Annotated in this window: 19 protein-coding genes; 12 read left to right on the plus strand and 7 right to left on the minus strand. The window is 61.6% G+C overall.

Annotated features, from left to right (window positions below; translation table 11 throughout):
• Positions 1-2: 2 nt before the first annotated feature.
• Both JF539_RS04180 and JF539_RS04185 read right to left on the minus strand, forming a co-directional pair.
• Positions 3-2,504 carry an ATP-binding protein gene (locus tag JF539_RS04180; RefSeq protein WP_207139080.1) on the minus strand — a complete coding sequence of 834 codons (2,502 nt, stop codon included), beginning with the start codon at positions 2,502-2,504 and terminating at the stop codon, positions 3-5.
• Positions 2,505-2,506: 2 nt separating this feature from the next.
• Positions 2,507-3,232 carry a response regulator gene (locus JF539_RS04185; RefSeq protein WP_207139081.1) on the minus strand — a complete coding sequence of 242 codons (726 nt, stop codon included), beginning with the start codon at positions 3,230-3,232 and terminating at the stop codon, positions 2,507-2,509.
• Positions 3,233-3,495: 263 nt separating this feature from the next.
• Between JF539_RS04185 and phnD the strand changes: the two genes are divergently transcribed.
• The 5 genes from phnD to JF539_RS04210 all read left to right on the plus strand — a co-directional run bounded on the left by phnD (position 3,496) and on the right by JF539_RS04210 (position 8,181).
• Complete coding sequence (gene phnD, locus JF539_RS04190; RefSeq protein WP_236042402.1) at positions 3,496-4,464, plus strand: phosphate/phosphite/phosphonate ABC transporter substrate-binding protein; 969 nt, start codon at positions 3,496-3,498, stop codon at positions 4,462-4,464.
• Positions 4,465-4,601: 137 nt separating this feature from the next.
• Entirely contained in the window at positions 4,602-5,375 is a 774-nt protein-coding gene (gene phnC / locus JF539_RS04195; RefSeq protein ID WP_207139083.1) for a phosphonate ABC transporter ATP-binding protein, read from the plus strand.
• Positions 5,372-6,166 (plus strand): phosphonate ABC transporter, permease protein PhnE, encoded by a 795-nt coding sequence (gene phnE / locus JF539_RS04200; protein WP_207139084.1) that lies wholly within the window; start codon positions 5,372-5,374, stop codon positions 6,164-6,166. Before phnC ends, phnE (JF539_RS04200) begins: the two co-directional genes overlap by 4 nt.
• Positions 6,166-6,963 carry a phosphonate ABC transporter, permease protein PhnE gene (gene phnE, locus JF539_RS04205; protein ID WP_207139085.1) on the plus strand — a complete coding sequence of 266 codons (798 nt, stop codon included), beginning with the start codon at positions 6,166-6,168 and terminating at the stop codon, positions 6,961-6,963. Before phnE (JF539_RS04200) ends, phnE (JF539_RS04205) begins: the two co-directional genes overlap by 1 nt.
• Positions 6,964-7,260: 297 nt before the next feature.
• Complete coding sequence (locus tag JF539_RS04210; RefSeq protein ID WP_207139086.1) at positions 7,261-8,181, plus strand: DMT family transporter; 921 nt, start codon at positions 7,261-7,263, stop codon at positions 8,179-8,181.
• 11 nt (positions 8,182-8,192) lie between these two features.
• On the opposite strand, the gene JF539_RS04215 is transcribed toward JF539_RS04210, so the two are convergent.
• The 4 genes from JF539_RS04215 to JF539_RS04230 all read right to left on the minus strand — a co-directional run bounded on the left by JF539_RS04215 (position 8,193) and on the right by JF539_RS04230 (position 12,071).
• Entirely contained in the window at positions 8,193-9,341 is a 1,149-nt protein-coding gene (locus JF539_RS04215) for an ABC transporter permease (RefSeq protein WP_207139087.1), read from the minus strand.
• Entirely contained in the window at positions 9,338-10,276 is a 939-nt protein-coding gene (locus JF539_RS04220; protein WP_207139089.1) for an ABC transporter ATP-binding protein, read from the minus strand. Before JF539_RS04220 ends, JF539_RS04215 begins: the two co-directional genes overlap by 4 nt.
• Positions 10,273-11,229, minus strand: a complete 957-nt coding sequence (locus JF539_RS04225) for an HlyD family secretion protein (protein WP_207139090.1) — start codon at positions 11,227-11,229, stop codon at positions 10,273-10,275. Before JF539_RS04225 ends, JF539_RS04220 begins: the two co-directional genes overlap by 4 nt.
• Positions 11,230-11,366: 137 nt before the next feature.
• Complete coding sequence (locus JF539_RS04230; protein ID WP_207139091.1) at positions 11,367-12,071, minus strand: ParA family protein; 705 nt, start codon at positions 12,069-12,071, stop codon at positions 11,367-11,369.
• 380 nt (positions 12,072-12,451) lie between these two features.
• On the opposite strand from JF539_RS04230, the gene JF539_RS04235 reads away from it, so the two are divergent.
• Entirely contained in the window at positions 12,452-13,351 is a 900-nt protein-coding gene (locus tag JF539_RS04235; RefSeq protein WP_209016995.1) for an alpha/beta hydrolase, read from the plus strand.
• Positions 13,352-13,359: 8 nt separating this feature from the next.
• Here JF539_RS04235 and JF539_RS04240 read toward each other — a convergent pair whose 3' ends face one another.
• Positions 13,360-14,277 carry a LysR family transcriptional regulator gene (locus JF539_RS04240; RefSeq protein WP_207139092.1) on the minus strand — a complete coding sequence of 306 codons (918 nt, stop codon included), beginning with the start codon at positions 14,275-14,277 and terminating at the stop codon, positions 13,360-13,362.
• Positions 14,278-14,452: 175 nt separating this feature from the next.
• Here JF539_RS04240 and JF539_RS04245 point away from each other — a divergent pair, with 175 nt between their 5' ends.
• From JF539_RS04245 to JF539_RS04270, 6 genes are all read left to right on the plus strand, one after another.
• Positions 14,453-15,136 carry a class I SAM-dependent methyltransferase gene (locus JF539_RS04245; protein ID WP_207139093.1) on the plus strand — a complete coding sequence of 228 codons (684 nt, stop codon included), beginning with the start codon at positions 14,453-14,455 and terminating at the stop codon, positions 15,134-15,136.
• Positions 15,137-15,268: 132 nt separating this feature from the next.
• Positions 15,269-16,435, plus strand: a complete 1,167-nt coding sequence (locus JF539_RS04250) for an MFS transporter (RefSeq protein WP_207139094.1) — start codon at positions 15,269-15,271, stop codon at positions 16,433-16,435.
• Positions 16,436-16,689: 254 nt separating this feature from the next.
• Entirely contained in the window at positions 16,690-17,454 is a 765-nt protein-coding gene (fabI, locus tag JF539_RS04255; RefSeq protein WP_207139095.1) for an enoyl-ACP reductase FabI, read from the plus strand.
• Between the two features lie 9 nt (positions 17,455-17,463).
• Positions 17,464-20,076, plus strand: coding sequence for a DUF3141 domain-containing protein (locus JF539_RS04260; protein WP_207139096.1), 2,613 nt, complete (start codon positions 17,464-17,466; stop codon positions 20,074-20,076).
• Positions 20,077-20,561: 485 nt separating this feature from the next.
• Complete coding sequence (locus JF539_RS04265) at positions 20,562-21,932, plus strand: DUF2157 domain-containing protein (protein WP_207139097.1); 1,371 nt, start codon at positions 20,562-20,564, stop codon at positions 21,930-21,932.
• On the plus strand, positions 21,929-22,507 hold the full coding sequence (locus tag JF539_RS04270; protein ID WP_207139098.1) for a GDYXXLXY domain-containing protein: 579 nt from the start codon (positions 21,929-21,931) through the stop codon (positions 22,505-22,507). Before JF539_RS04265 ends, JF539_RS04270 begins: the two co-directional genes overlap by 4 nt.
• Positions 22,508-22,550: the final 43 nt, after the last annotated feature.

Below are 22,550 nucleotides of genomic sequence, written 5' to 3' on the forward strand. Positions count from 1 at the left end.
TTTCAGGCGGAGGCGGATGTGAGTTGTTCGGCTAGGGCGTCCGGACTGACAGGCTTGGGCAGCATCGTGAAACCCGGTTTTGAAGCAAGGTCTGGCGGGGGCTTGTTCGGCAGGCGTCCCGAGACTGCGATCGTCCTGCAGCGCGGATGGCATTCGAACGCTTCGCGCACCAAAGCCCAGCCTGAGTTTCCGTCGTCCAATTGAAGATCCGTCACGAGGGCGGCAAGAGGCTTGCCCGAACGGAGACGGGTTTTTGCCGCATCGAACGAATGCGCCTCATCCACCTCAAAGCCCAATCGCGTCAAGTGTCCAGCCAGCGCTTGAGCCGACCGGCTGTCGTCGTCCACCACTAGGGCGTTGCCGGTGAAAGCGGGGGAAGGGGCCTTGGCTGCCATGCTCTCCTGCTCCGGGAACGCCAGCGTCACGCAGGTTCCCCGGCCGGGGATCGAGGTGATCCGGATCGTTCCGCCGGACTGGTGTACGAACCCGTGAACCATGGACAGTCCGAGGCCGGTGCCTTCGCCGTCCGGACGCGCCGTGAAGAAAGGCTCCGCCGCCTGCCGAAGCGTGTCGGCGTCCATTCCGCAACCGTCGTCCGAGACCGAGAGCTCGATGGTGCCCTCTGCCTGCCGGTTTACCGCGATTTCGATTTGACCCGCACCCGCGATAGCTTGTCCGGCATTGACGCACAGGTTCAAGATGGCGCTTTCGAGCTGGCCCGGGTCGATCCGCGCCAGCAGTGGACCTTCGGCGCAGCTGATGGTCAAGGAAACGCTTTCCGGCAGGGCCATGGAAAGCAGGTCTTCCATGCCGACCGCGATAGCGGCTATGTCTGTTTCCTGGGGGGCCAGATGCTGCTTGCGGGCGAAGGCGAGCAACCGCTCTATCATGGAAACGCCGATTTCGACCGCGTCGTTGATGCGGGCCTGCAGTACCGAGGCCTTCGGCGAAAGTTCGCCTTCCAGCATGTGCAGATTGCCGGAGATGGTGGAGAGGATATTGCCAAAGTCGTGCGCAACCTCGCCCGTGACCTTGCCAAGGCTTTCGACGCGCCGGATTTCCTCAAGCCGTTCGTCGATGCGCTTGCGTTCCGTCGTTTCGGCAAATAGCCAAACCGAACCACCGTCGGGAAGGGGAGACTGGCGCACTTCAATGATGCGTCCTGACGGATCGGCATATTCCGCGAAACCGGCCCGCTCGTTTTCGCTCGACCGGCGTTCGAAGAGAGATTTTTGAAGCAGTTCGGGGAGCGTGAAGCGCGAGTCGTCTCCAGCCGGTTTCAGGCGAAGCAACTCCCGGACACGGGCATTTTCCGCAAGAATGCTGCCGCTCGGCGACAGGACCGCGACGCCGTCGCTGATATTCTCAAAAACCGTAATGAACAACTCGTTCCGCCGCCAGACCTCCCGCGTCTTTCGTTCAAGACGCAGTGCGTTGGAGCGGAATTTCCGGAAGGCTTCGGACAGTTGCCCGATTTCATCCGACGTTCCGGATTTCCTGGGCAATTTCGCCTTGAGGTCCCCCAAGGCGAGACGCCGCATGACATCGGTGATCCGGTGCAGATTTCCAACGACGTAGCGCGAGACGAACAAGGCTGCCAAGAGCGCCACGATCAGACTGAGTGCGGTCAGCGCGAGGATCACCGCCTTCGCGAAGGTGAGGCTCGTGCTGGTCCGGTCGCGCGATACCTGAAGCCGGAGCCGCGCATCCGTGACCTTGCGCAAGGCATAGGCATTGACCTGGGCGACTTCCGTGCGGATCCGGAACAGCGCATTTTCCGCATCCAGCCTTGCGGCCAGTTCGGAAAAGCGTATCGAAAAGAGATCGCCCCTCTTGCGCACCACCTGCTCGACTTCTCCCAGAGCGGCGCTCAGATAATCGGGCAGGTTCTCGTCCAGTTCGGTGCGGATCTGGCGATACTGGCTCTGCCGTTCGCCGACCTTGATGAGATCCTGGCTGCGCAAGGCGCCGGTGGCGGCCATTGCGAGCTGCTGCAGCGATGACCATCCCTGGCGATCGCCTGGAGCTTGCCCTGGAGTTTGCGCCAGTTTCCGGAAACGCCGTTGCAGCCGGTCGAGATCCTGTTCGATCAAAGCCAGCGTCGCCGCATTCCCGGCTTGTGGCGCCATGACCCGGACCAGATCCGCGATCGCGGCCCGGATCCGGGCAAGAGGCATTGTCAGTTCGGGGTCGCCATCGCCGAGCGTTTCGATTTGGCGAAGGGTATCAAGAACGTCTTCGGCCTCGCTCTCAAGCTGGAAACTCGGACTCAGTGTCATCAGGAAGGGGGCGGACGTCGCCAGTTTTGACGCGCTGCGCGAGAGTTCGAGCGCGTCCGAGACTTCGCTCAAGGTCTGGTCGTGAAAGGTGGCAAGCCGGTTTTCCGCGCTGTTCAGCGTGAAAAGGGCGATGGCACCGATCACAAGGATGACCGTCAGGAGTAGGCCGAGCGCCGACAGGAGCAGCGTGCGGATGCCCGGAGTGCGGAGACGCGGCGCCCCCATCTTCAGGCCGCCTGAAGAACGAAGATATAGCCCTGCGCCCTGCGCGTCTGCAGATGAACAGGTTTGGACGGGACATCCTCGATCTTGCGCCTCAGCCGCAGGATCAGAACATCGATTGTCCGGTCGACGTAGCGCTGCATGTCGCTGCCTATTTCCCGCATCAGTTCTGTTCGCGGGATGATGCGGTCCGGATTCCTGGCGAAATACTCCAGCAGGACGTATTCCGCGTTTGTCAGCGGAATCTCGCCGCCGTTCCGGTCCAGGAGTTCCCTCCGCTTCAGATTGACCCGCTTGTCGCCGAAGACGATTTCCTGATCCCTGGTACTTCGGGGGCCGGACCCTGTCCCATGGCCGTAGCGCCGCAGCACCGCGCGGATCCGGGCAACGAGTTCGCGCGGATTGAACGGTTTCATCAGATAGTCGTCGGCACCGGTTTCCAGTCCGATGATCTTGTCGATCTCGTCACCGACGCCCGTCAGCATGACAATGGGCAGTTCATGAAACTCGCGAATGTGGATGGCCAGCGACAGGCCGGATTCGCCCCTGAGGCGCAGATCGATCAGTGCAAGGTCGAAGTCGCCCGGATCGCCGGAAGCCTTGAAACCGGCGCTGTCCTTGAAGGCGACCGGCGCAAAACCGCTCGTCTCCATCAGTGCAGTTAATGTCTCGCGCACGTCCGGATCGTCGTCGATGATTGCAATCACCGGTCTGCTGGCGTTCCCATCCATCTCTTGCTCGTTTTCGTTTTTCTTAAGTGTCTATCATGAAGACCATTGGCAGGGAGGCGGAAAACTCGTTGCAATTGTTTCAGCCGTTCACCGGTGTCTGTAACACTGTTAACAAAAAAGCCGTGCCGGGCCTGTTCTGTTAACACTTCCGCGCTCGTGTTCGCCGGGGCGCCGCCGCTAGGCTGCGCTTGGTCCTTCGAGGAGACGCAGCAGAGCGTTGCTGTGCCGGACGGATCTGAAATTGGGAGGAAAATATGAGAAATTTGCTGGCCCGGCTTGGTTCCGTGGCTTTCGTCACCGGTTTTGCGCTTTCCGCCGCCCAGGCGGCCGACTGCCCGAACCGCGGCGCTCTCGACACCGTTTATTGCGACGCCAACGGCGATCTCGTCGCCGACGCTCCGTCCGATCCGGCCAAGCTCAGCAACCCGGACACTCTGGTCTTTGCCTATACGCCGGTCGAGGATCCGGCCGTCTATGCCGACATCTGGCAACCCTTCATCGACCATCTTGAAGAAGTGACCGGAAAGGACGTCCAGTTTTTCGCCGTCCAGTCAAACTCCGCCGAAGTCGAGGCAATGCGCTCCGGCCGCCTGCACATCGCGGGCTTTTCGACCGGTCCGACACCATTCGCCGTGAACCTTGCCGGCGCGGTTCCGTTCGCGATCATGGGCAGCGACAGCGGCAAGTTCGGATACCGCCTGCAGCTCTTTACCCAGGCCGATTCCGATATCAAGACGCCTGCCGACCTTGCGGGAAAGCGCGTCGCGCACACCTCGCCGACCTCGAATTCGGGCAATCAGGCGCCTCGCGCTCTTTTCCCGGACCTCGGCGTCGTTCCGGAAAAGGACTATGAAGTGATCTATTCCGGCTCGCACGATCAGTCCATGCTCGGTGTCGTCGCGGGCGACTACGATGCGGCGCCGGTCGCTTCGGAAGTCGTGGAGCGCATGGCAGATCGCGGCCTTTACGATCCGGAGGATGTCCGCCTCGTCTGGGAAAGCGAGCCGTTTCCAACCACGTCCTTCAACTATGCACACGATCTCGACCCCGAATTGGTCGAAAAGATCAAGGACGCTTTCTTCAGCTTCGACTTCACGGGCAACAAGCTCGGTGAGGAATTTGCAGGTGTCAGCCGCTTCGTTCCGATCACCTACAAGGATCAGTGGGCGGTGATCCGGCAGATCCAGGCGCACAACGGTGTGGAATACACGCCCCAGGGCCTCGCCAAGTAATCTGGCCGGCTTCAGGGCCCACCGTCCATCGCGGATACGGCGGGCCCTTTCAGGTGCACGAGCGCCGCTGCGACCAGCGGGCCCGCACGCCTGTCCGGTTCGGTACGATCCGCCATTTGCTTCAAACGGAAAAAGTCATGCTTACAATCAAGGGCCTTGTGAAAAGATACGGGGCCGGGGATCCGGTGCTGAAGGACCTGGAGCTCGAAGTTCCGGGCGAAGAGGTGGTCTCCGTCATCGGGTCCTCGGGGGCGGGCAAGAGCACGCTGCTCCGCTGCATCAACAGGCTTGTGGAACCGACTTCTGGGACAATTACCCTCAACGGAACGGATTTCACGGCACTCGGCAAACGCGACCTGCGCATCGGCCGGCGCCGCATCGGCATGGTGTTCCAGAGCTTCAACCTCGTGGACCGCCTGACGGTGATGGAAAACGTCCAGAGCGGGCGGCTTGGCTACATTTCCACCTGGGCTGCGCTGACGCGGCGGTATCCGAAGCAGGACATCCAGCGGGCCTTCGAGCTCATGGAGCGCGTCGGCATTGCCCATTACGCCGACAAGCGGGCCGATGAACTCTCCGGCGGAGAGCGTCAGCGTGTCGGGGTCATCCGGGCGCTCATGCAGCAGCCCGAGATCCTGCTCGCCGACGAACCGACGGCCTCGCTCGACCCCAAGACCTCGGAGCAGATCATGACCCTCTTGCGTGACCTCGCGAGGGAACTGAAGCTGCCGGTCATCATCAACATCCACAACGTCAACGAAGCCCGGCAGTTCAGCGACAGGATCGTCGGCATGCGGTACGGCCGGATCATTTTCGATGATCTGCCCGCCGCGCTGACCGACGATGCCATGCATGAAATCTATTCCGGGATTCCCCACGCGGATCGGCAGGTCGAAGGTGAGGCGGCATGACGACGGCAACCGACCACTGGCGCAAACCGCCGTTCATCGCCAATCCGGTTCTGCGCTACGGCCTTTATGCGGCCGTGCTGGTCTACATCGTCGTCACCCTGTCGACACTGCCCATCGACTGGGCTCGCGTCTCGCAGGGCCTGACGCGGGCCGGACGGATCTTCGGAGGTGCGTTTCCGCCGAGCTTCGAGCGCAGCGGACTCCTTATCGACGGCTTCATGGAAAGTCTGAAGATCGCAATTCTCGCGACCGTCGGCGGGGTTCTCCTCTCGGTTCCCATCGCCTTCATGGCGGCCAGGAACATCGCGGCGTTGCCGGTCTACTACCTGGGACGGGCCATTATCGTGGTTGCGCGCAGCTTCCATCCGGTCATCGTCGCGATCATCTTCGTCAAGGCCGTGGGCTTCGGTCCGTTCGCGGGCATCCTGACGCTTGTCGTCTATTCCATCGGCTTTGTCGCCAAGCTTCTCGCCGAGCGGATAGAGGAGATCGATCCGGGCCCGGTGGAAGCCATGAAGGCCGCCGGAGCATCCTTTCTGCCGACGCTGTTCTACGCGGTCTTCCCACAGATCATGCAGCGTCAGATCGGGCTCAGCATCTACCAGCTCGACAGCAACCTCAGGGCCTCCGCCGTGGTCGGCATCGTCGGGGCGGGCGGTATCGGGGCGACGCTGGCCAATGCCTTCGGACGCTATGACTACGACTTCGCGCTTGCCATCACCATGGTGATCGTCGGCGTCATCCTGATCTCGGAAGCCGTCAGCGGCGCCATCAGAAAGCGGATCGCGTAATGGAACAGGCTTGTCTGCAAGAGTGGTCGCGGTATACGCCGCAGCAGCGGTTCACGCGCTACGCCTGGTTCGCCCTGGCCGCGCTGGTCGTATCCTGGGCTCTTGGAAGCGTCGACATCATCTGGGCCTGGGTGTGGGACGCACCTGCCCAGATGGGGGATCTCTTCAGGCGCATGGTGCCTCCCGATCCGACGCACCTCGGAGCGATTCTGGAAGCGCTCTGGGATACGGTGAACCTTGCGACCATCGCAACGGCGCTTGCCGTGGTTCTTGCCCTTCCGGTCGCCTATATCGCGGCCCAGAACACGACGCCCAACGCCGTCACGCTCTGGATTGGCAGGTTCATCCTGGTGTCGTCCCGTTCGGTGAACACCATCATCTGGGCGCTTCTGTTTGTCGCGATCTTCGGTCCCGGGATCGTGGCCGGAATCGTGGCGATCATGTTCCGTTCGATCGGTTTCCTCGGCAAACTGCTGGGCGAGGCGATCGAGGAGATCGATCCGAAGCCGGTGGAGGCGCTGCAAGCCTGCGGCGCGTCCCACTTCAAGGTCGTACTCTATGCCATTGTGCCCCAGGTGATGCCGACGTTCTTTGCCGTCAGCATCCTGCGCTGGGACATCAATCTGCGGGAGTCCACCGTGCTTGGCCTCGTCGGAGCGGGAGGCATCGGTGTCATACTTCAGGGAGCGATCGACACCTTCAACTGGCAGGAAGTGTCGATGGTTCTGCTCGCGATTATCGCGCTTGTCGTTGTTGGAGAAGTCGTCTCGTCCTACTTGAGACGCAGGATACTTTAGCCGAACGGGTAGACGGCAGCAGTTGCCGGGTCATTGCAGGCGGCAGACGGCGGGATCGGATCCCGCCGTCGCTTTTTCGAGGGCCCGTGCAATATAAACTCGGGAAATCGGTCTGACAGCGCGGCGTCATCTTGCACTTTTGATCTGTTCAGCGATGATCGGTGCGGCCACGGCGACAGATTTCGATCCGCCGCCGTTGCCCGGAAAACAGGTCTCTCCGGCCTGTCCGGTTCTTTCACGTTCCCGCCCGTGCGGTTGCGGGGACGACGACCACTAGATCACACGAAGGCAGCGCCGATGTCCGCAACACTCAAGGGATTTGCCGCCGCCCTGTTCGCCTTTGCCTTCTTTTCCTCTCACGATGCCATCATCAAGGCGCTCGGCGGTACCTATTCCGTCTTCCAGATCATCTTCTTTTCGATGCTGTTCGCCTTCGTGCCGATGTCGACGATGATGCTGGCCGACAAGGCGATCGACAATTTCCGTCCCCGCCATCCGTGGCTGGTTCTGCTGCGTTCGGCGCTGACGATCAGTTCCATGTCCTGCGCATTTTATGCTTTTACCGTCCTGCCCCTGGCCGAGGTCTACGCATTGCTGTTCGCGACGCCGCTCCTGGTGACGGCCCTCTCGGTGCCGCTTCTCGGGGAGACCGTGAGGATGCAACGCTGGGCCGCGGTCTTCGTCGGCCTGGTCGGCGTGCTGATCGTGTTGCGCCCCGGCGTTTCGGCCCTGACACTTGGTCACGTCTCCGCCCTGGTCGCGTCCTGCTCCAGCGCCCTTGCCTCCATCCTGGTGCGCAAGCTCGGCGGCAAGGAGCGTCCCGCGGTCCTGATCCTCTATCCGCTTCTTTTGTCGATGCTGGTGATGTCGATGACGCTTCCGGTGGCCTATGTCCCCGTGGCGCTCTCAGATCTCGGCCTGATGGCGGTTGTCGGGTTTCTCTCCGTGATGGCGCAGTATAGCACGATCGTTGCCTATCGTTCGGCTCCGGCGGCTCTCATCGCGCCGATGCAATACAGCCAGATCCTTTGGGCGACGTTTTTCGGAGCGATGTTTTTCAACGAGACGCCGGATCTCTACGTGGCAATCGGTTCCGCCATCATCATCCTGTCGGGTCTCTTCGTCGTCTGGCGCGAAAGCCAGAAGAATGTCTCGGACATGACCCCCGTGCTCAAGACCGCCAATCCGCGTGTCGATACCGGCCCGCAGCCGAAATAACCGAGCCCCGGTCAGTCCAGCCGTTTTTTGAAGCGGAAGGCCGCGGCGATCAGGCCGAGAACGAAGAAACCGCACATCCACAAGACGTCCCGGTAGAGGTCGGCAAGTCCTGCGTCCCGCAGAACGAAACCGCGGATCATGCGCATGAAATGGGTCGCCGGAAACGCCTCCGCGACATATTGCGCGATCACCGGCATACCCTCGTAGGGAAACATGAAGCCGGACAGCAGAATGGACGGCAGCAGGACGAAAATCGTCATCTGCGTCGCCTGAAGCTGGCTCTGGGCGATGGTCGACAGCACCAGGCCGAGGGACAGGCTCGCGCCGATGAAGAGCAGCGTGCCGAAAAACAGATCGAGAAGCTTGTCGCCGAAGGGGACTTTGAACAGGAGATGTCCAAGCCCGAGAATGATGGCGGTCTGGACCAGTCCGATGAAGATATAGGGGATGATCTTGCCGATCATCAGCTCGATCGGCCTGACCGGCGTGTTGATCAGCATTTCCATGTTGCCCCGCTCGCGTTCGCGCACGATCGCCGAGGAGGTGAACATGATCATGGTCATGGACAGGATGATGCCGACAAGACCGGGCACGATATTGATCGCGGTGCGCTGCTCCGGATTGAAGAACAGGGCGACCTCGAAGGTTGGCGTGGACCGGTTCGGGGCCTGGCGGAACAACTCGTCAAGCGGCATGTTGCGCAAGGCCTTGATGGACCCCGCGATCATGGTATCCGAACCGTCGACGATCCATTGCGCCACGGGCCGGCTGGTCTCCTCGTCCGTGGACGCGGGCGTCCCGAGCCCAAGGGCAGGGGAGCGGGCGACGCGGCTTGCCAGATCGCCCGGCAGAACGAAGGCGGCGCGGACCCGCGCCGACTTGATGGCCGCCTCGGCTTCCGGAACGGTGGCGTACCGTTCCGTGACTTTGACGACCCGCGTCGCCTCGACCATCTGAATAAGAACCCGGCTGATCCCCGTCTGGCTCTGGTCGACCACCGCGACGGGGATGTCGCGGACATTGGTGTTGATGGCGTAGCCGAACAGGATCAGCTGGATCAGCGGGATCATGATCGCCATGCCGAAGGTCATGCGGTCCCGTCGCAATTGGGCCATTTCCTTGAAGAAGATGGCGGAGGTGCGGTTTATCCCCGGGATCATTGCCGGCCGTCTCCTGTCGCCGTGACGAAGACGTCTTCCAGATTGGGACGGACCTGCTCGATGAGCGCCGCGCCTTCGGTTTCCGGGGCGGCCTTGAGGAACCCCACGGGATCGGCGATTTCCTCCTTGACGAGCACGCGCAATCGGGCGCCGAGCTGGGCTGCGGAGACAATCTCCTTCCTGTCCAGGAGCCGGCGGCGGATGTCGCGCAGGTTCAGCCCCTCGATTTCCGCCACATTTGCCCCCATCGCCGCCATCAGGTCCTTGGGTGCGCCGTCGGCGCGCTTCTTACCCGCTTCCATGATCGCGATCTTGTGGCAGCGTTCCGCCTCGTCCATGAAATGGGTGGTGACCACGATGGACGTGCCGCCGTCGACAAGGTCGAACAGCTGTTCCCAGAAATTACGGCGCGATTCCGGGTCGACCGCGGAGGTCGGCTCGTCCAGAAACAGGAGCTGCGGTTCGTGAAGGACCGCTGTGGCGAGCGCCAGGCGTTGCCGCTGACCACCGCTCATCTTGCCCGCGAAACGGTGTTTCAAGGCGGTCAGGTCGTAGCGTTCGAGCACTTCCGAAACGCGCCGGCTGCGCGTCTTGCCGGGCAGGCCATAGATTTTCGCCATGAAGTTCAGGTTTTCCAGAACCGTCAGGTCGCCATAAAGCGAGAAGGTCTGGGTCATGTAGCCGATCCTGTATTTCAAGGTTTCGGCGTCCCTGGGCACCTGGAGACCGAGAACCTCCGCTTGTCCTTCCGTGGGAGTCAGAAGGCCGGTCAGCATGCGTATCGCTGTGGTCTTGCCGCTGCCGTTGGGGCCCAGGAAGCCGTAGATCGTGCCGCGTTCGATGGTCAGGTCCAGACCGTCGACGGCCGCGAAATCCTTGAACCGTTTCACCAGTCCGCTGGCTTTAACGACGACTTCCGGCGCTTCGCCGCTCACGGCAGAAGCACCTGCGCCGGCACCCCGTTGGGCAGGTCGGAGGCGCTGTCGGGAAGCTGGACCTCGGCCACATACATGAGCCGGGACCGGTCGGTCTGGTTGAGTGCGTAATAGGGCGTGAAGGAGGGCTCGGAACTGATCCAGCGCACCGTCCCCTCGATCGGATCGGCCAGTCCGTCGATCCTGACCTCGAGCCTGTCGCCTTCCTTGACCCTGACCCTGTAGGGCTCGGGCACATAGACGCGGGCATAGGGCGCATCGCCGGCCAGCATGATGGCGACGGGGCTGCCGACCGATACCCGCTCGCCGAGGTTCCAGGGCAGGTTGTCGAGCACGCCGTCGCGCGACGCGGTAATCGTCAGATCGGAGAGAATTTTCTCCTGGCTCTCCAGACTGGCTTTCGCCGCGGCCAGTTCGGCTTTTGCGATCTCCAGATCTTCCGGTCTGGTGCCGGTGACCAGCTCCTTCAACTGCTGTTCGGCGCTTTTCAGGGAGGCGTCCTTCGCATCGCGGGCGGCTCTTGCGCTGTCAAGCTGGGCCTGGCTTGTCGTGCCGCGTCCCGTCAGGTCGCTGTAACGCGTGAATGTGGCTTCGGCTTCCGCAAGTTCGGCCTTCGCGCCGGCGACGTTCGCCCGGGCCGTGGCGATTTCTTCCTCGCGCGCGCCGTTTTCGAGTTTCAACAGATTGGCCTGGGCTTTCTGCACTTCCGCGCGGGCCTGGTTGACCACGGCCTGTTGCTCGGCCGGGTCGAGCCGCGCCAGGACGGTACCTTTTTCGACGAAGGTGCCCTGCGGCACGGGCAGGTCGATCAGGACCTCCGCCGCCGTGGCGGACAGGGCGACCCGGTCGCGTTCGAGCGATCCGAGAGCCACGCCGCCGGTCTCATCGAAACACGAAGCCAGCATCAGGCTGGCCGCTCCGATCCGCGCAGTCCGGAACAAGGTCGCAAGCATCGGGTCCTCCAACGGGAAAAGAATCGCGCAGGCTCAACCAGCCAAGCATAGCCTAGCGCGCCCTGGACGGGAGGACTATATCGAATGAAGAATCCGTGCCGGGATCAGCCCGGTCAACCTGGTTGAAGGCCGCTGTCTCAGCTTGCCCGCTTGAAGATGTTGTACCACTTCTTCTTCGGCACGGCGATTGCTCGCTCCAGGATTTCGGCGGCGTAAAGCGAAGCGTTTTCCTTCGCCTTGCCGACACCGGAGACAATCGCCGGATCGAGATCCGACAGGCCGCCGCCGAATTCGAACAGATCGCGGAACGCGGCACGTTCGACGATCGGGGTCATCAGGACGTCGATGTTCTGTGCCGCGAGGAAGTCCTGCACGGCTTTCATGGCGCGTGTCGTCACCGCGGCGTTCGTCCGGGTCAGAACCACGCAGTGGCGGATGTCCTGGCGGACGATCTTTTCCAGTTTCCGGATCAGGGTCAGGATCTTCGCGCCGCCGCGCGCGTCCATTGAAGAGCCCTGGATCGGCACGACCACAAGGTCGGAGACCGACAGCGCATTGGCAACGATCAGGTTTTCCGTTCCTTCCAGGTCGACGATCACGAAGTCGGATTGTTCAGAGGCGAAGGTGATCTGCTCGGTGATGGAGGCCGGAGAGATTTCGCTGACCACGGAGATGCCCGGGCAGTGCCGCGGCAGTTCATGCCATTTCGATATCCATTTCTGCGGGTCCGCGTCGAAGATGGTCACGCGTTTGCCTCTTGCGGCGACTTCTGTCGCCAGCAGCAGGGCGGCGGTGGTTTTGCCGGCGCCACCTTTGGCGTTCGCGAAGGAAATGACTGGCATGTGGGTTCTCCTGAACTGCCGTGCATTGTCTTTAAGACTGGGCCCTTTCGCGCGCCCATCTTGCCGTCAGTGTTGGAGTTTATGGTTACCAAAATCTTAAATTTCGCAAATCGGGAGACCGATATTCAGAATTGCACAGGAGCGGGGAGTGTTACGCTTCTTCTGGCTGCGTATAATTGCCAATGACGGTGGTGAATAGTTGTCTAGAATTACCTATCGTCAAGTTGAGCGTCGGGTAAAACTTCTCGTTTAAGGCATGTGCACTCAGTACTGCTTGCCGAACCGCCGGGCGAAGATGAACTTTTGAACGGCTGCCCGATTGCAAGGGCTCGGACCGCCGCGTAGGGTGGTGCCGGATTTGCTTCTATAAAGGGCGCATCATGCTTCACCGGAATTCTGCTTTCCACCCGGTCCGGGTCATTCTCCTGGGGATCGCTGTCGCTTTCGGAGCGGCGGCCGGACCGGCTCAGGCCGAAGCGTTGAAACCCTACAAGGATCGCCTGTTCCGCTACAAGAAGGTGACGGAGACGCTCTATGACGGCGATTTCCTCGTCGTGGAATACTCCAAGCAAAGGGATCTTCGCGACCGGGACGAAGTCGACGAACGCCGGGTCTACGGGAATTACGTGTCCTACCGGCCGAAGCGCAGCCGAGGCGGCGGCGACCTCAAGGCCAACGGCCGCACGGTCGAATACATGGGAACAGGCAAGTGGAAAGGCGGGGCCAAGGCGATCGTCATCTATATTCACGGCCAGGGCGGCAACCGGTTCCAGGGCATGAACGATGTCTCCTTCGGCGGCAACTTCAACCGGGTGCAGAACCTGATGGTGCGCAACGGCGGCGCCTATCTCACCGTCGACATCAAGGATTTCGATGGAAGGGGCACGGCGGACGTGGCCGCTCTGATCCAGTATCAGAAGCAGCTTTCCCCCGGCGCCAAGGTTGTGGTCGCCTGCGGCTCCATGGGGGGGATCATTTGCTGGAACCTTCTGAAGAACGCCAACTATTCCCGCCTCCTGAGCGGCATTCTTCTGCTCGGATCGCCCAAGGATCCGGGCTTCCTCTCCTCCGGCGCCCTGTCGCGCAATGTGCCGATCTACATGGGGCAGGGAACGCTGGACCGGGTCTACAACTGGGAAACCCAGGCGAATTTCTTCAAGCAGATCAAATCGGCCGCCCCCGGCTATCCGATCAAGTTCACCCTCTTCGATACCGGCACCCACGGCACGCCGATCCGCATGACCGACTGGCGGCTGGTGCTCAACTGGATGCTCGGGTGACCTGAAAGTCAGTCCCGGCCTGGAATTTTCCCGGGCTCGCTGGAAAGCAGCCCCTCCGCGAGATGATCGAAGACCGTCCGGATACGCCGGCTGGTGTGCAGCTCCCGATGGGTGACCAGCCAGATCGGGAAGCGGATCGGCTCGACATCCGAGAAGGCCGGTTCGATGTCCGGGCTGCGGGCGGCGATCTCGTCGGCCATGATGCTGAGGCCGAACCCCCGGCGGACATACTCCCAGGCGACGATGCCGCTTGGTGAACTCAACCGGATGTTGGCCTCGCTCACATCCAGCCCGAAAGCGCGCAGGTAACCGATCAGCTCCTCGTTGTTGTCGAAGCCGATGAAATCCAGATCCGGCGCGTCCTTGGCGGTGAGCGGTCTGTCGAACGTCCGCAGATAGGCGCTTGCGCCGAATATCCGGGCGGGCGCTTCGCGCAGCTTGCGGGCAAAAAGGTCCGGATGGTCCGGTTCCACATGGCGGATCGCGATATCGGCCTCGCGCCGCCTGAGGTCGCTCAGGCTGTTGGTGCACAGGACCTTGATCTCGATCCCCGGCGCTTTTTCGCGAAGTGAGTTCAGGATGTCAGGCAGGACGTAGGCCGCCATCAGATCGGTCGCCGAGATCGTGACAAGCCCCTCGACCTGCTGAGATTGACCGGAAGCGGCAAGCGAGATCCGGCTTGCGGCTTCCCCCATGGCACGGACATGCTCGGCGAGCTCAACGCCGGCCCTCGTCAGGACCAGACTTTTTGAGACCCGCTCGAACAGGGTCACGCCCAGGGCTGCTTCCAGGGCGGCGACCTGTCGGCTGAGCGTCGGCTGAGTCAGGCCGAGCGCGCGCGCGGCCGCCGACAGGGAGCCTTCTTCCGCCGTGACCAGAAAGGCCCGGGCCTGGTTCCAGTCGAAGGTGATCGAATTCCAGTTCATGCAAATTTGTATATTGCATAGGCGTATTTTGGCAATTTATATTCTTTTTTGTTGGGGTTATGAAGGCCAGAAAGACGGAACGGCGCCGGCGGCGCGGTTGCAAACGAACGGATTGGGGGACTTCGGGGGCGGTGAGCCCACCCGGGGTCCCGCTGCGGGAAGCGGAAAGAGCATCATGACAACCACCTGGACGAACGGCGCGACGCCGTCACAGACCTTCTGGGACAGGATTGCCCGCAAATACGCGGCCGCACCGGTCCGGAACCAGGAGGCTTATGAAAAGACCCTTGCCCTGACGCTCGAGCACCTGGGACCGGACGATGCCGTTCTGGAACTCGGCTGCGGCACGGGTACGACGGCGCTGCTTCTTGCGGGCAACGTATCTGCCTATCTGGCCACGGATTTCGCTCCGGGAATGATCCGGATTGCCGAGGAAAAGCTTGCCGACGAAAAGAACAAGGGAACGGCTCCCGAAGGACTGCGCTTCGCGGTTGCCGACATCCACGACGAGCAAATCGCATCGGCAGGTGAGGGAGCGGGCGGCTACGATGCCATCCTGGCCTTCAATTTCCTTCATCTGGTCGAAGACCCGGACAATCTTCTGGCGCGCGTCAACGGCCTTTTGAAGCCTGGCGGTCTGTTCATTTCCAAATCCGCCTGCCTGAAGAAACGGGCGTGGCTGTTCGCGCCCCTGGTCAAGATCCTGCAGCTTCTCGGCAAGGCACCCTTTGTGCGGATGCTGTCGTTCCGCGCGCTTGAGGAGATGATCGAGCATGCCGGGTTCGAGATCGTCGAAACCGGCACCTATCCCGCCCCCTTCAGCCGGTTCGTCGTCGCGAGGAAACCCGGCGGGCGATGAGTTCCCCTGAAAGACGCACGCCCTTGGGGCGGTTAGCCTCAATCGATTGAAACGCTTCTTTTCCCTGGGTTGCTGACACCGCGGGGGAGGTGATAGGGCTGAGTGGCTCTGTTCCTTCCCCGAAAGCACGCAATGCTCGTCCGCGACCGCGCCTTTTTCGCGTCCCTGTTTCTGACGGTACTCGCCGACCAGATACTCCTGTTTCTGGTGCCGCTGGTCGTTTTCCGGATCACGGGCGACGTCGCCTGGTCCGGGCTTGCCTTCTTCTTCGAAACCCTGCCGCGCTACCTGACCTTTCCGGTTGCCGGTATCCTGTGCGATCGGATGTCTCCGGTCCTGCTCTTGCGCCTGAGCCGGGTTTTCAGAGCGGTGGCGTGTCTCACCGGCATCGCCGGTCAGATTGCGTTCGGAGGGGTCTGGTGGCTGATCGCGCTGTCGGCCGTCGCCGGCGTCCTGACGACACAGGGGCTGCTGGCACTGGAGATGGTGCTCGTCCGGGCTTTCGCGGACCAGCGGTTTGAAAAGGTGGTCAGCTACAGCCAGCTTGCATCGCAAATGGGCGTGGTTCTGGGCCCTCTGGTGGCGGCCTATCTGATGGCCGTCTGGCCCTGGCAGGCCGTAGTCGTCGTGGCGACGGTTCTGTTCCTGCTGTCGGACGCGGCCTTCAACCTTTGGCCGGGCCGCTCCAGACTGACGGAGGCCGGGCCGGGTTCAAAACCGCGTCATCCGGTTGCGGATCTTGTCCATGCGCTACGGCTCGTCTGGACGTTGCCGGGTCTTTCGCGCGCGATTCTTCAGGCTTGCGGCGTCAATCTCATAATCGGCGCCACGCTGGCAACAGCCGCCGCCATGATGACCGGTCACTTCGCGCAGAGCGAACAGGTCTATGCCTGGCTGCAGGTGGGCGGTGCGCTGGCGACGCTTGGTGTTCTGACCCTGACCGCACATGTGCATCTGACGCTGACCGTCCTGGGGCGGACGGCATACGCGCTGATTGCTCTGGGCGCGCTTTTGACCGGGATCGCGGCACATCCGCTGATCTACGCGTCGGGTTTCCTCTTGATCGCGGGCTTCGACAAGATGTTCAATATCTACCTGAGAACCCTGCGGAAGGAGATCATTCCGGGCGAGGAGTTCGGTAAGACGACCGGTGTGATTATCTGTCTGAACAATCTTTCGCAGCCGTTGTCGGGACTTGTTGTGGCGCTATTTGCCGCAGGGGACGATGCGCGGAGCGTGCTCGTTTGCCTTGGTTTGGTGGCGATTCTGTTGGGGATAGCAACCGTAAGGGTACGTTGAGCAGCTTGAGGTATAAGGCCTCTCGAGTGCAATCGAAAATTTGTGGTTTGTGCGGTGCCGCAGCTGTCGCGGCGAGAAACGACTTTGGATTTCCGCCCGGATCGACAGCTATTTTTTAACAAATTCATTGTTCCGTCATCGGGTTCATGTTGCAGTGCATCGTGTTTCTCGGCGAAGGTCGAAACAGTCAGTCGTGCTGCGCCGGCCATATGGGTTGAAAACCGCAGATCTTGTCTCGTAGGAGCTGCATGTCCATGTTTGATTTAACGGGTCACAATGCCCTTGTGGTGGGCGTGGCGAACGACCAGTCGATCGCATACGGCTGTGCCAAGGCGTTCAGGCAGCAGGGAGCGAATCTCGCGATCACCTACCTGAACGAAAAAGCCGAACCCCATGTGCGCCCGCTCGCCGAAAAACTTGGGGCGGACATTATCGCTCCGCTGGACGTGCGCGATCCGGCTCAGATCGATGCCTTGTTCGAGGATATCGCGGCAAAATGGGGCAAGCTCGACACGCTGCTGCATTCGATCGCCTTTTCCAAGAAAGAAGACCTGCATGGCCGGGTCGTCGATTGCTCCGCCGATGGTTTCAGCCTTGCCATGGATATCTCGGTCCACTCGTTTCTTCGCCTGATCAACAAGGCCGAGCCCCTGATGCCCCACGGCGGCACCTGCATGACGGTCTCCTTCATGGGAGCGCAGAAGGTGATCGATAACTACGGTGTCATGGGGCCGGTCAAGGCCGCCCTGGAGGCTGCGACCCGTTACGCGGCCGCCGAATTGGGGGAGAAGGGGATTTCGGTCCATGCGTTGTCGCCCGGTCCTCTTAAAACACGCGCCGCCTCCGGAATTGCGGAATTCGACGCCTTGCTCAACGATGCGTCGGAGCGTGCGCCCACGCATCAACTTGCCACGATCGAGGACGTTGGCGCCTATGCCGCTTTCCTGGCGAGTTCCGAAGCCTTCAACGTAACCGGCGGTGTGCACCCGATAGACGGCGGCTACAGCATCATTGGATAGGAGGTCCTGATGAAGGACATTTTTGACGCTTTCGAAAAAGGCCAGAACGAGTTTCTGAACAAACTCACGGACGCCACCGCCTGGACGCCATCCCAGCGTTTCACTTCGATGCAGGCGCAGGCCACCGAACTGTCCAATCTCACCGAGCTGATGGGCCGCGGTCTGAGCGAGCATCTGACCAAGATGACCCATGTTCACAAGGACCGCTGGCAGAAGAGCACGACGGCGCTCGGCGACACCCTGGAGCAAATGCAGCAGGCGGAATCGGTCGGCACCCTGTTCGACTCCTGGCAGGAATACGTCAAGGACGCCGGACAGCGCATGGTGCTCACCATGGATACGCTGCGCCGACGCGGCGATATTTTCCTGGAGCACGAGGAGGCCGGCTGCCCGCCGGTTCTGATCTACGACTACGAAGTGGTCATGGACGGCGCCGACCTGCCGCGGCCGAGCTGCTACATGCTCCTGAAAATCCTGACGCCGGACGACGACAACTACAAAGAGGTCCAGTCCTGGAAGCGTCCCTACATCATCATCGACCCGCGAGCTGGACACGGTGCCGGCATCGGCGGGTTCAAGCCGGACAGCCAGGTCGGTGTAGCCCTCGCGGACGGCCATCCGGTCTACTTTGTCGCCTTCAAGCGCATGCCGGAAAAAGGCCAGACGCTGGCCGATGTCACCCATGCCGAGGCGGCTTTCGTGCGCAAGGTGATGGAACTGCATCCGGATGCGCCGCATCCGATCGTAACCGGAAACTGCCAGGGCGGCTGGGCCACGCTTCTTCTTGCGGCCACAAATCCGGACCTGACCGGGCCGATCGTGCTCAACGGTGCCCCCGTGTGCCCCTGGTCGGGCCGCGTCGGCGAAAACCCGATGCGCTACAATGGCGGCATCCTGGGCGGAACCTGCAATGCAATGTATTATTCCGACCTGGGACACGGTGTTTTCGACGGTGCCGATATCGTTCAGAACTTCGAGCTGCTCAATCCGGCGCGCAACTATTTCGGCAAGTACTACGATCTTTACGCCAAGGTCGATACGGAACCGGAGCGGTTCCTGGAGTTCGAACGCTGGTGGGGCGGTTACTTTCTGCTGAACGAAGCGGAAATGAAGTGGATCGTCGAGCAGCTTTTCGTCGGCAACAAGCTGGCGAAGAACGAGGCCCAGCTGGAGCCGGGCCGCAACATCGACATCAAGAACATTCGGGCGCCGATCATCGTTTTCGCAAGCTGGGGCGACAATATCACGCCGCCGCAGCAGGCGCTCAACTGGATCGCCGACACCTATGCGGACGAACGCGAGATCGCCATTCGCGGGCAGCGGATCATTTACATGGTCCACGATCAGGTCGGTCACCTGGGCATCTTCGTTTCTTCCAAGATCGCGAAGAAGGAACACACCGAGGTCACATCGACCCTGAAGACCATCGAGGCGCTCGCGCCGGGTCTCTACGAGATGACCATCGACGACTATGAAGGCGATCTTCTGGACCGTTCGTTCACGGTCAGCTTCCATGAAAGAAAGATGGAAGACCTGAAGAAGATCGATGACGGTCGGGACGACGAGGTGGCGTTCGCCGCCGTGGCCCGCGCGTCGGAACAGCAGGCGGAATTCTACGACGTCTTCGTGCGTCCATTTGTCCAGGCCGGTGTAACGGAAATGACGGCGGACCTGCGCCGCAAGACCCATCCGTTGAGAACCCAGCGCGCCATGCTGTCCAGCCTGAATCCGTTTTTGAACATGTTGCCCGGATGGGCCGAGCGCACCCGGCAGGAACGCGCGCCCGCTGCCGGCGACAACCCGTTCTCGGAGCTGGAACACATCAACGCCGCCCTGATCGAGCAGTCCATGGATCTTTACCGGGACGTGCGCGACACCATGTACGAGAACCTCTTCTTCTCCATCTGGGGAACGCCGCTGATGCGATGGTTTGGCCGGACCCATCAGCCGCGCCGGACCCTGAAGCGGGTCGAGGAACTGCGGACGCTGCCTCCGGTACAGGCCGCGCTCATGCATATCGAGGAAGGCGGCTTCTGCGAGGCGGTCATCCGCATGCTGATCCTGCTCGCCGGCAGCCGGGGCAGCGTCCGCCGCGACCGTCTGGAACGCTCCGCGCGCGTCCTCACGCAGGACGAACCGTTCAAGTCCCTGAAGCCGGACGAGCGCAGCTTCATTCTGGAAGAACAGACCCTGATCGTGGAATTCGCGCCGGAAAGGGCCATCGAGACCCTGCCGTACCTCCTGAAGACCAGGGAAGAGCGCGAACTGGCGACCAAGGTGGTCCGCTATGTCCCGGGCGCCATCGACGAAATGGCGCCGCACACGCTGGAAACCCTGCAGAAATTCCATCAGGTTCTCGGTTTGCCGCCGGTGTCCGAAGACATCACGGAAGACCCCCTGGCGGACGGCATGGCCACGGCAGACGCGACAACGAAGCCGGTGGAAGCCAGGACCGCTCCGGCGAAAGCTGAAAAAACACCGGTCCGCGCCGCTTCGGCCGCAGCTGAGCCGAAGAAGGCTTCTCCGCGCAAACCGGCTGCCCGCAAAACAACCACGAAGAAACCGGCCGCGGCGCGTAAACCGCGCAGCACCAGGAAGACACCGGAAACGTCGGCTGACTGAATAAGTAGGGGCGTCCGGGCCTCTCGGACGCCCCTCAGAGCCCCCCTGGATTGTATGTGGAGTTTGGCTCTGATTCCGAAAATGGCTGTACTTGGCTGGCTAATGCGAATTAACGTAGCGTATTAAATACTTATCGGTATTTTTACTGAGGCTGTTTCCGTCTGCAACCATAGCATGAACTGCCGACGCAGCAAGTCCCTTGTGGTCGTTTCTGGCTGAAAAGCGCAGGCTTTCGGAACGTTTCAAGTCAATTGCGAAAAAGATCGTGCGAAAAGATCGCAGACCCGGATCCCGTTCATGAGCCGGTTCGCCAGCCGGCAACGCGCCCTTCGCTTGCGGTTGCGGCTGCCACGAGGGTGAAAATACCGATTTCGCATTGACAGGGATGCCCATATCGGCGACGGAAATCAGCCGTCCCGTCAGAGGTCGCCGTCGCTCGGCGGCTCTTGAAAGAAACGGGATCTGTCTGTCATTGGCGATGGGACATGTTCGACTGGGCCTATAAAAGACGCCTGAAAGACGACCTGGAAGCCTGGGTCGTGAAAGGATGGGTCAGCTCCGAAGGAGCTGCGGCCATCCTGAAGGAACAGGACCAGGAAGATGGCCGGTCCCGTCTTCCCATGGCGCTTGCTGGCATCGGCATGGTGTGCGTCGCCTTGGCGCTGTTCGCCTTTATCGCCGCGAACTGGGATGTCATTCCGAAATTCCTGAAACTTGCCGGAATTGCCTTTCTGATCGTTTTGAGCAACGCTCTCGCGGCCTACGCTTCGGCAAGAGGACGGAAGGGAGTTGCCGACCTCATGACCGGGTTCGCCACCCTGGTGTTCGTGGGCGGATTGGCCCTGGTCGGCCAGATCTTTCATTTGCCCGCCGACTGGGCGAGTGGCGCATTTCTGGTCTCGATCGGCGCATTGGCCGCCGCCTGGCTGACGGGGTCGAAAACGTCCCTGATCGCGGCCGCCGTCGCGGTCATGACCTGGCAGGTCGGCCGCTCGACCGATGCCGCGCCGGGCGTTTTCGAGAACCTGACCGGCCTCGTTCTGCTTGCTGCGGTCTTTTTGCATCCCGTCTTTTTCCCCGCGCGCGTTTCCAGATGGGCTGGGATCTGCGTCTTGTGGGTGACATATGGCCGGTGGTTCTTCGACAGGGCCGAGATGGGCTTGCCGGATGAAATGGTTCTGGCAATGGGGCTGGCCGGTTTCGGTGGGCTGGCCGCCGTGCTGGTCCAGCTCGATACGCTCGCGGACCTCGTCGTCAAATGGTCGAGCGAGAGGCCCTCTCGCGGCCACGGCAGGTGGCTCATGTCCCGGTCCATGCAGGATGCGGGAATGCTAATCCTGTGTGTCATGCTTGTCCTGGCGCTGATCGTGGTCCCGGAAATCTCGGACGATCTTTCCGCCTCGGGCCTGCTGCTGATCCAGGCGTTTTTACCGCTGGTGATCGCCGTGCTTCTGACGGTCGTCGGTTTTGTCCTGTCCTACAAGACGGCGAAGGCGCGGGCGCTCTTCGCGGCGGTCGGGCTGGCGCTTGCCTCCATTGTCATCCCCGTCGCGACGGGGAATATCCTCATTCTGGCAAGCCTGAGCCTCGCGGCGCTCGTAGGTCTGTGCGCGCTTGGGACCTGGTACAACAATCGGTCCTGGATGCTTTACGCCTATGTCGGCCTGACCGCCGTGGCTCTCTGGTTGCTGCAGGTCACCATCGGCTCGCTGCTTGGCCAGTCGCTGTTCTTTCTGGTCGCCGGTGCGGTGCTCCTGGCGATGGCGCTCTGGCTGGCCCGGGCATTGCGGAAACGTCAGACACCGCCCGAGCCAGCGACCGAAGAATTGCCCGCACCGACGGAGAGCCATTCATGACACGGTCTCCGGAAACGTCCGTCTCCCCATCGACATCCGCGCCGCGGGCGCCCTGGCTGATCTGGGGCTTGATTGCCCTGATCCAGCTTGCCCTGGTCGCTTTTCCGCTCGTTGAGCGGCTTCAGGTCCAAACGACAGGCGAGGTCGTGGCGCTGGAACTCGTGCCGGTTGACCCGAGGGATCTTTTGCGCGGCGACTATGTGGTGATCAACCTCGCGATCGGCGAAATCGGCATCGAGGTGCCGGGCAGCAGCACGGTCGGCAGGGGAGACAGGGTCTATGTCGGGCTCTCCACGGACGGCAACGGGCCGGCGCGGCCGATTGTCGTCTCGAAGGATCGAGCCAAAGCCGGCGAGACCGCCATTGCCGGGATCGTTCGCTATGAGGCCGGCGATCATCTGCGGATCGACTACGGCATCGACGCATTCTTTCTCCCGGAAGGCCTGGGCAAGGTGATCGAACGACTGGACACCAGGCGTCTTAAGCTGACTGTCGCGATTTCGGAGGACGGCCGGTCTCTGCCCCTGGCACTCCTGGTCGACGGACAGGAGTTCAGGTCCGATGGCCTGTTTTGACGCGCGGCCGAAGCGGCGCTATGAGCGCGGTGTGAAACTTTAA

The sequence above is a fragment of the Roseibium aggregatum genome, assembly GCF_017309185.1.
GTDB lineage: Bacteria > Pseudomonadota > Alphaproteobacteria > Rhizobiales > Stappiaceae > Roseibium > Roseibium aggregatum_B.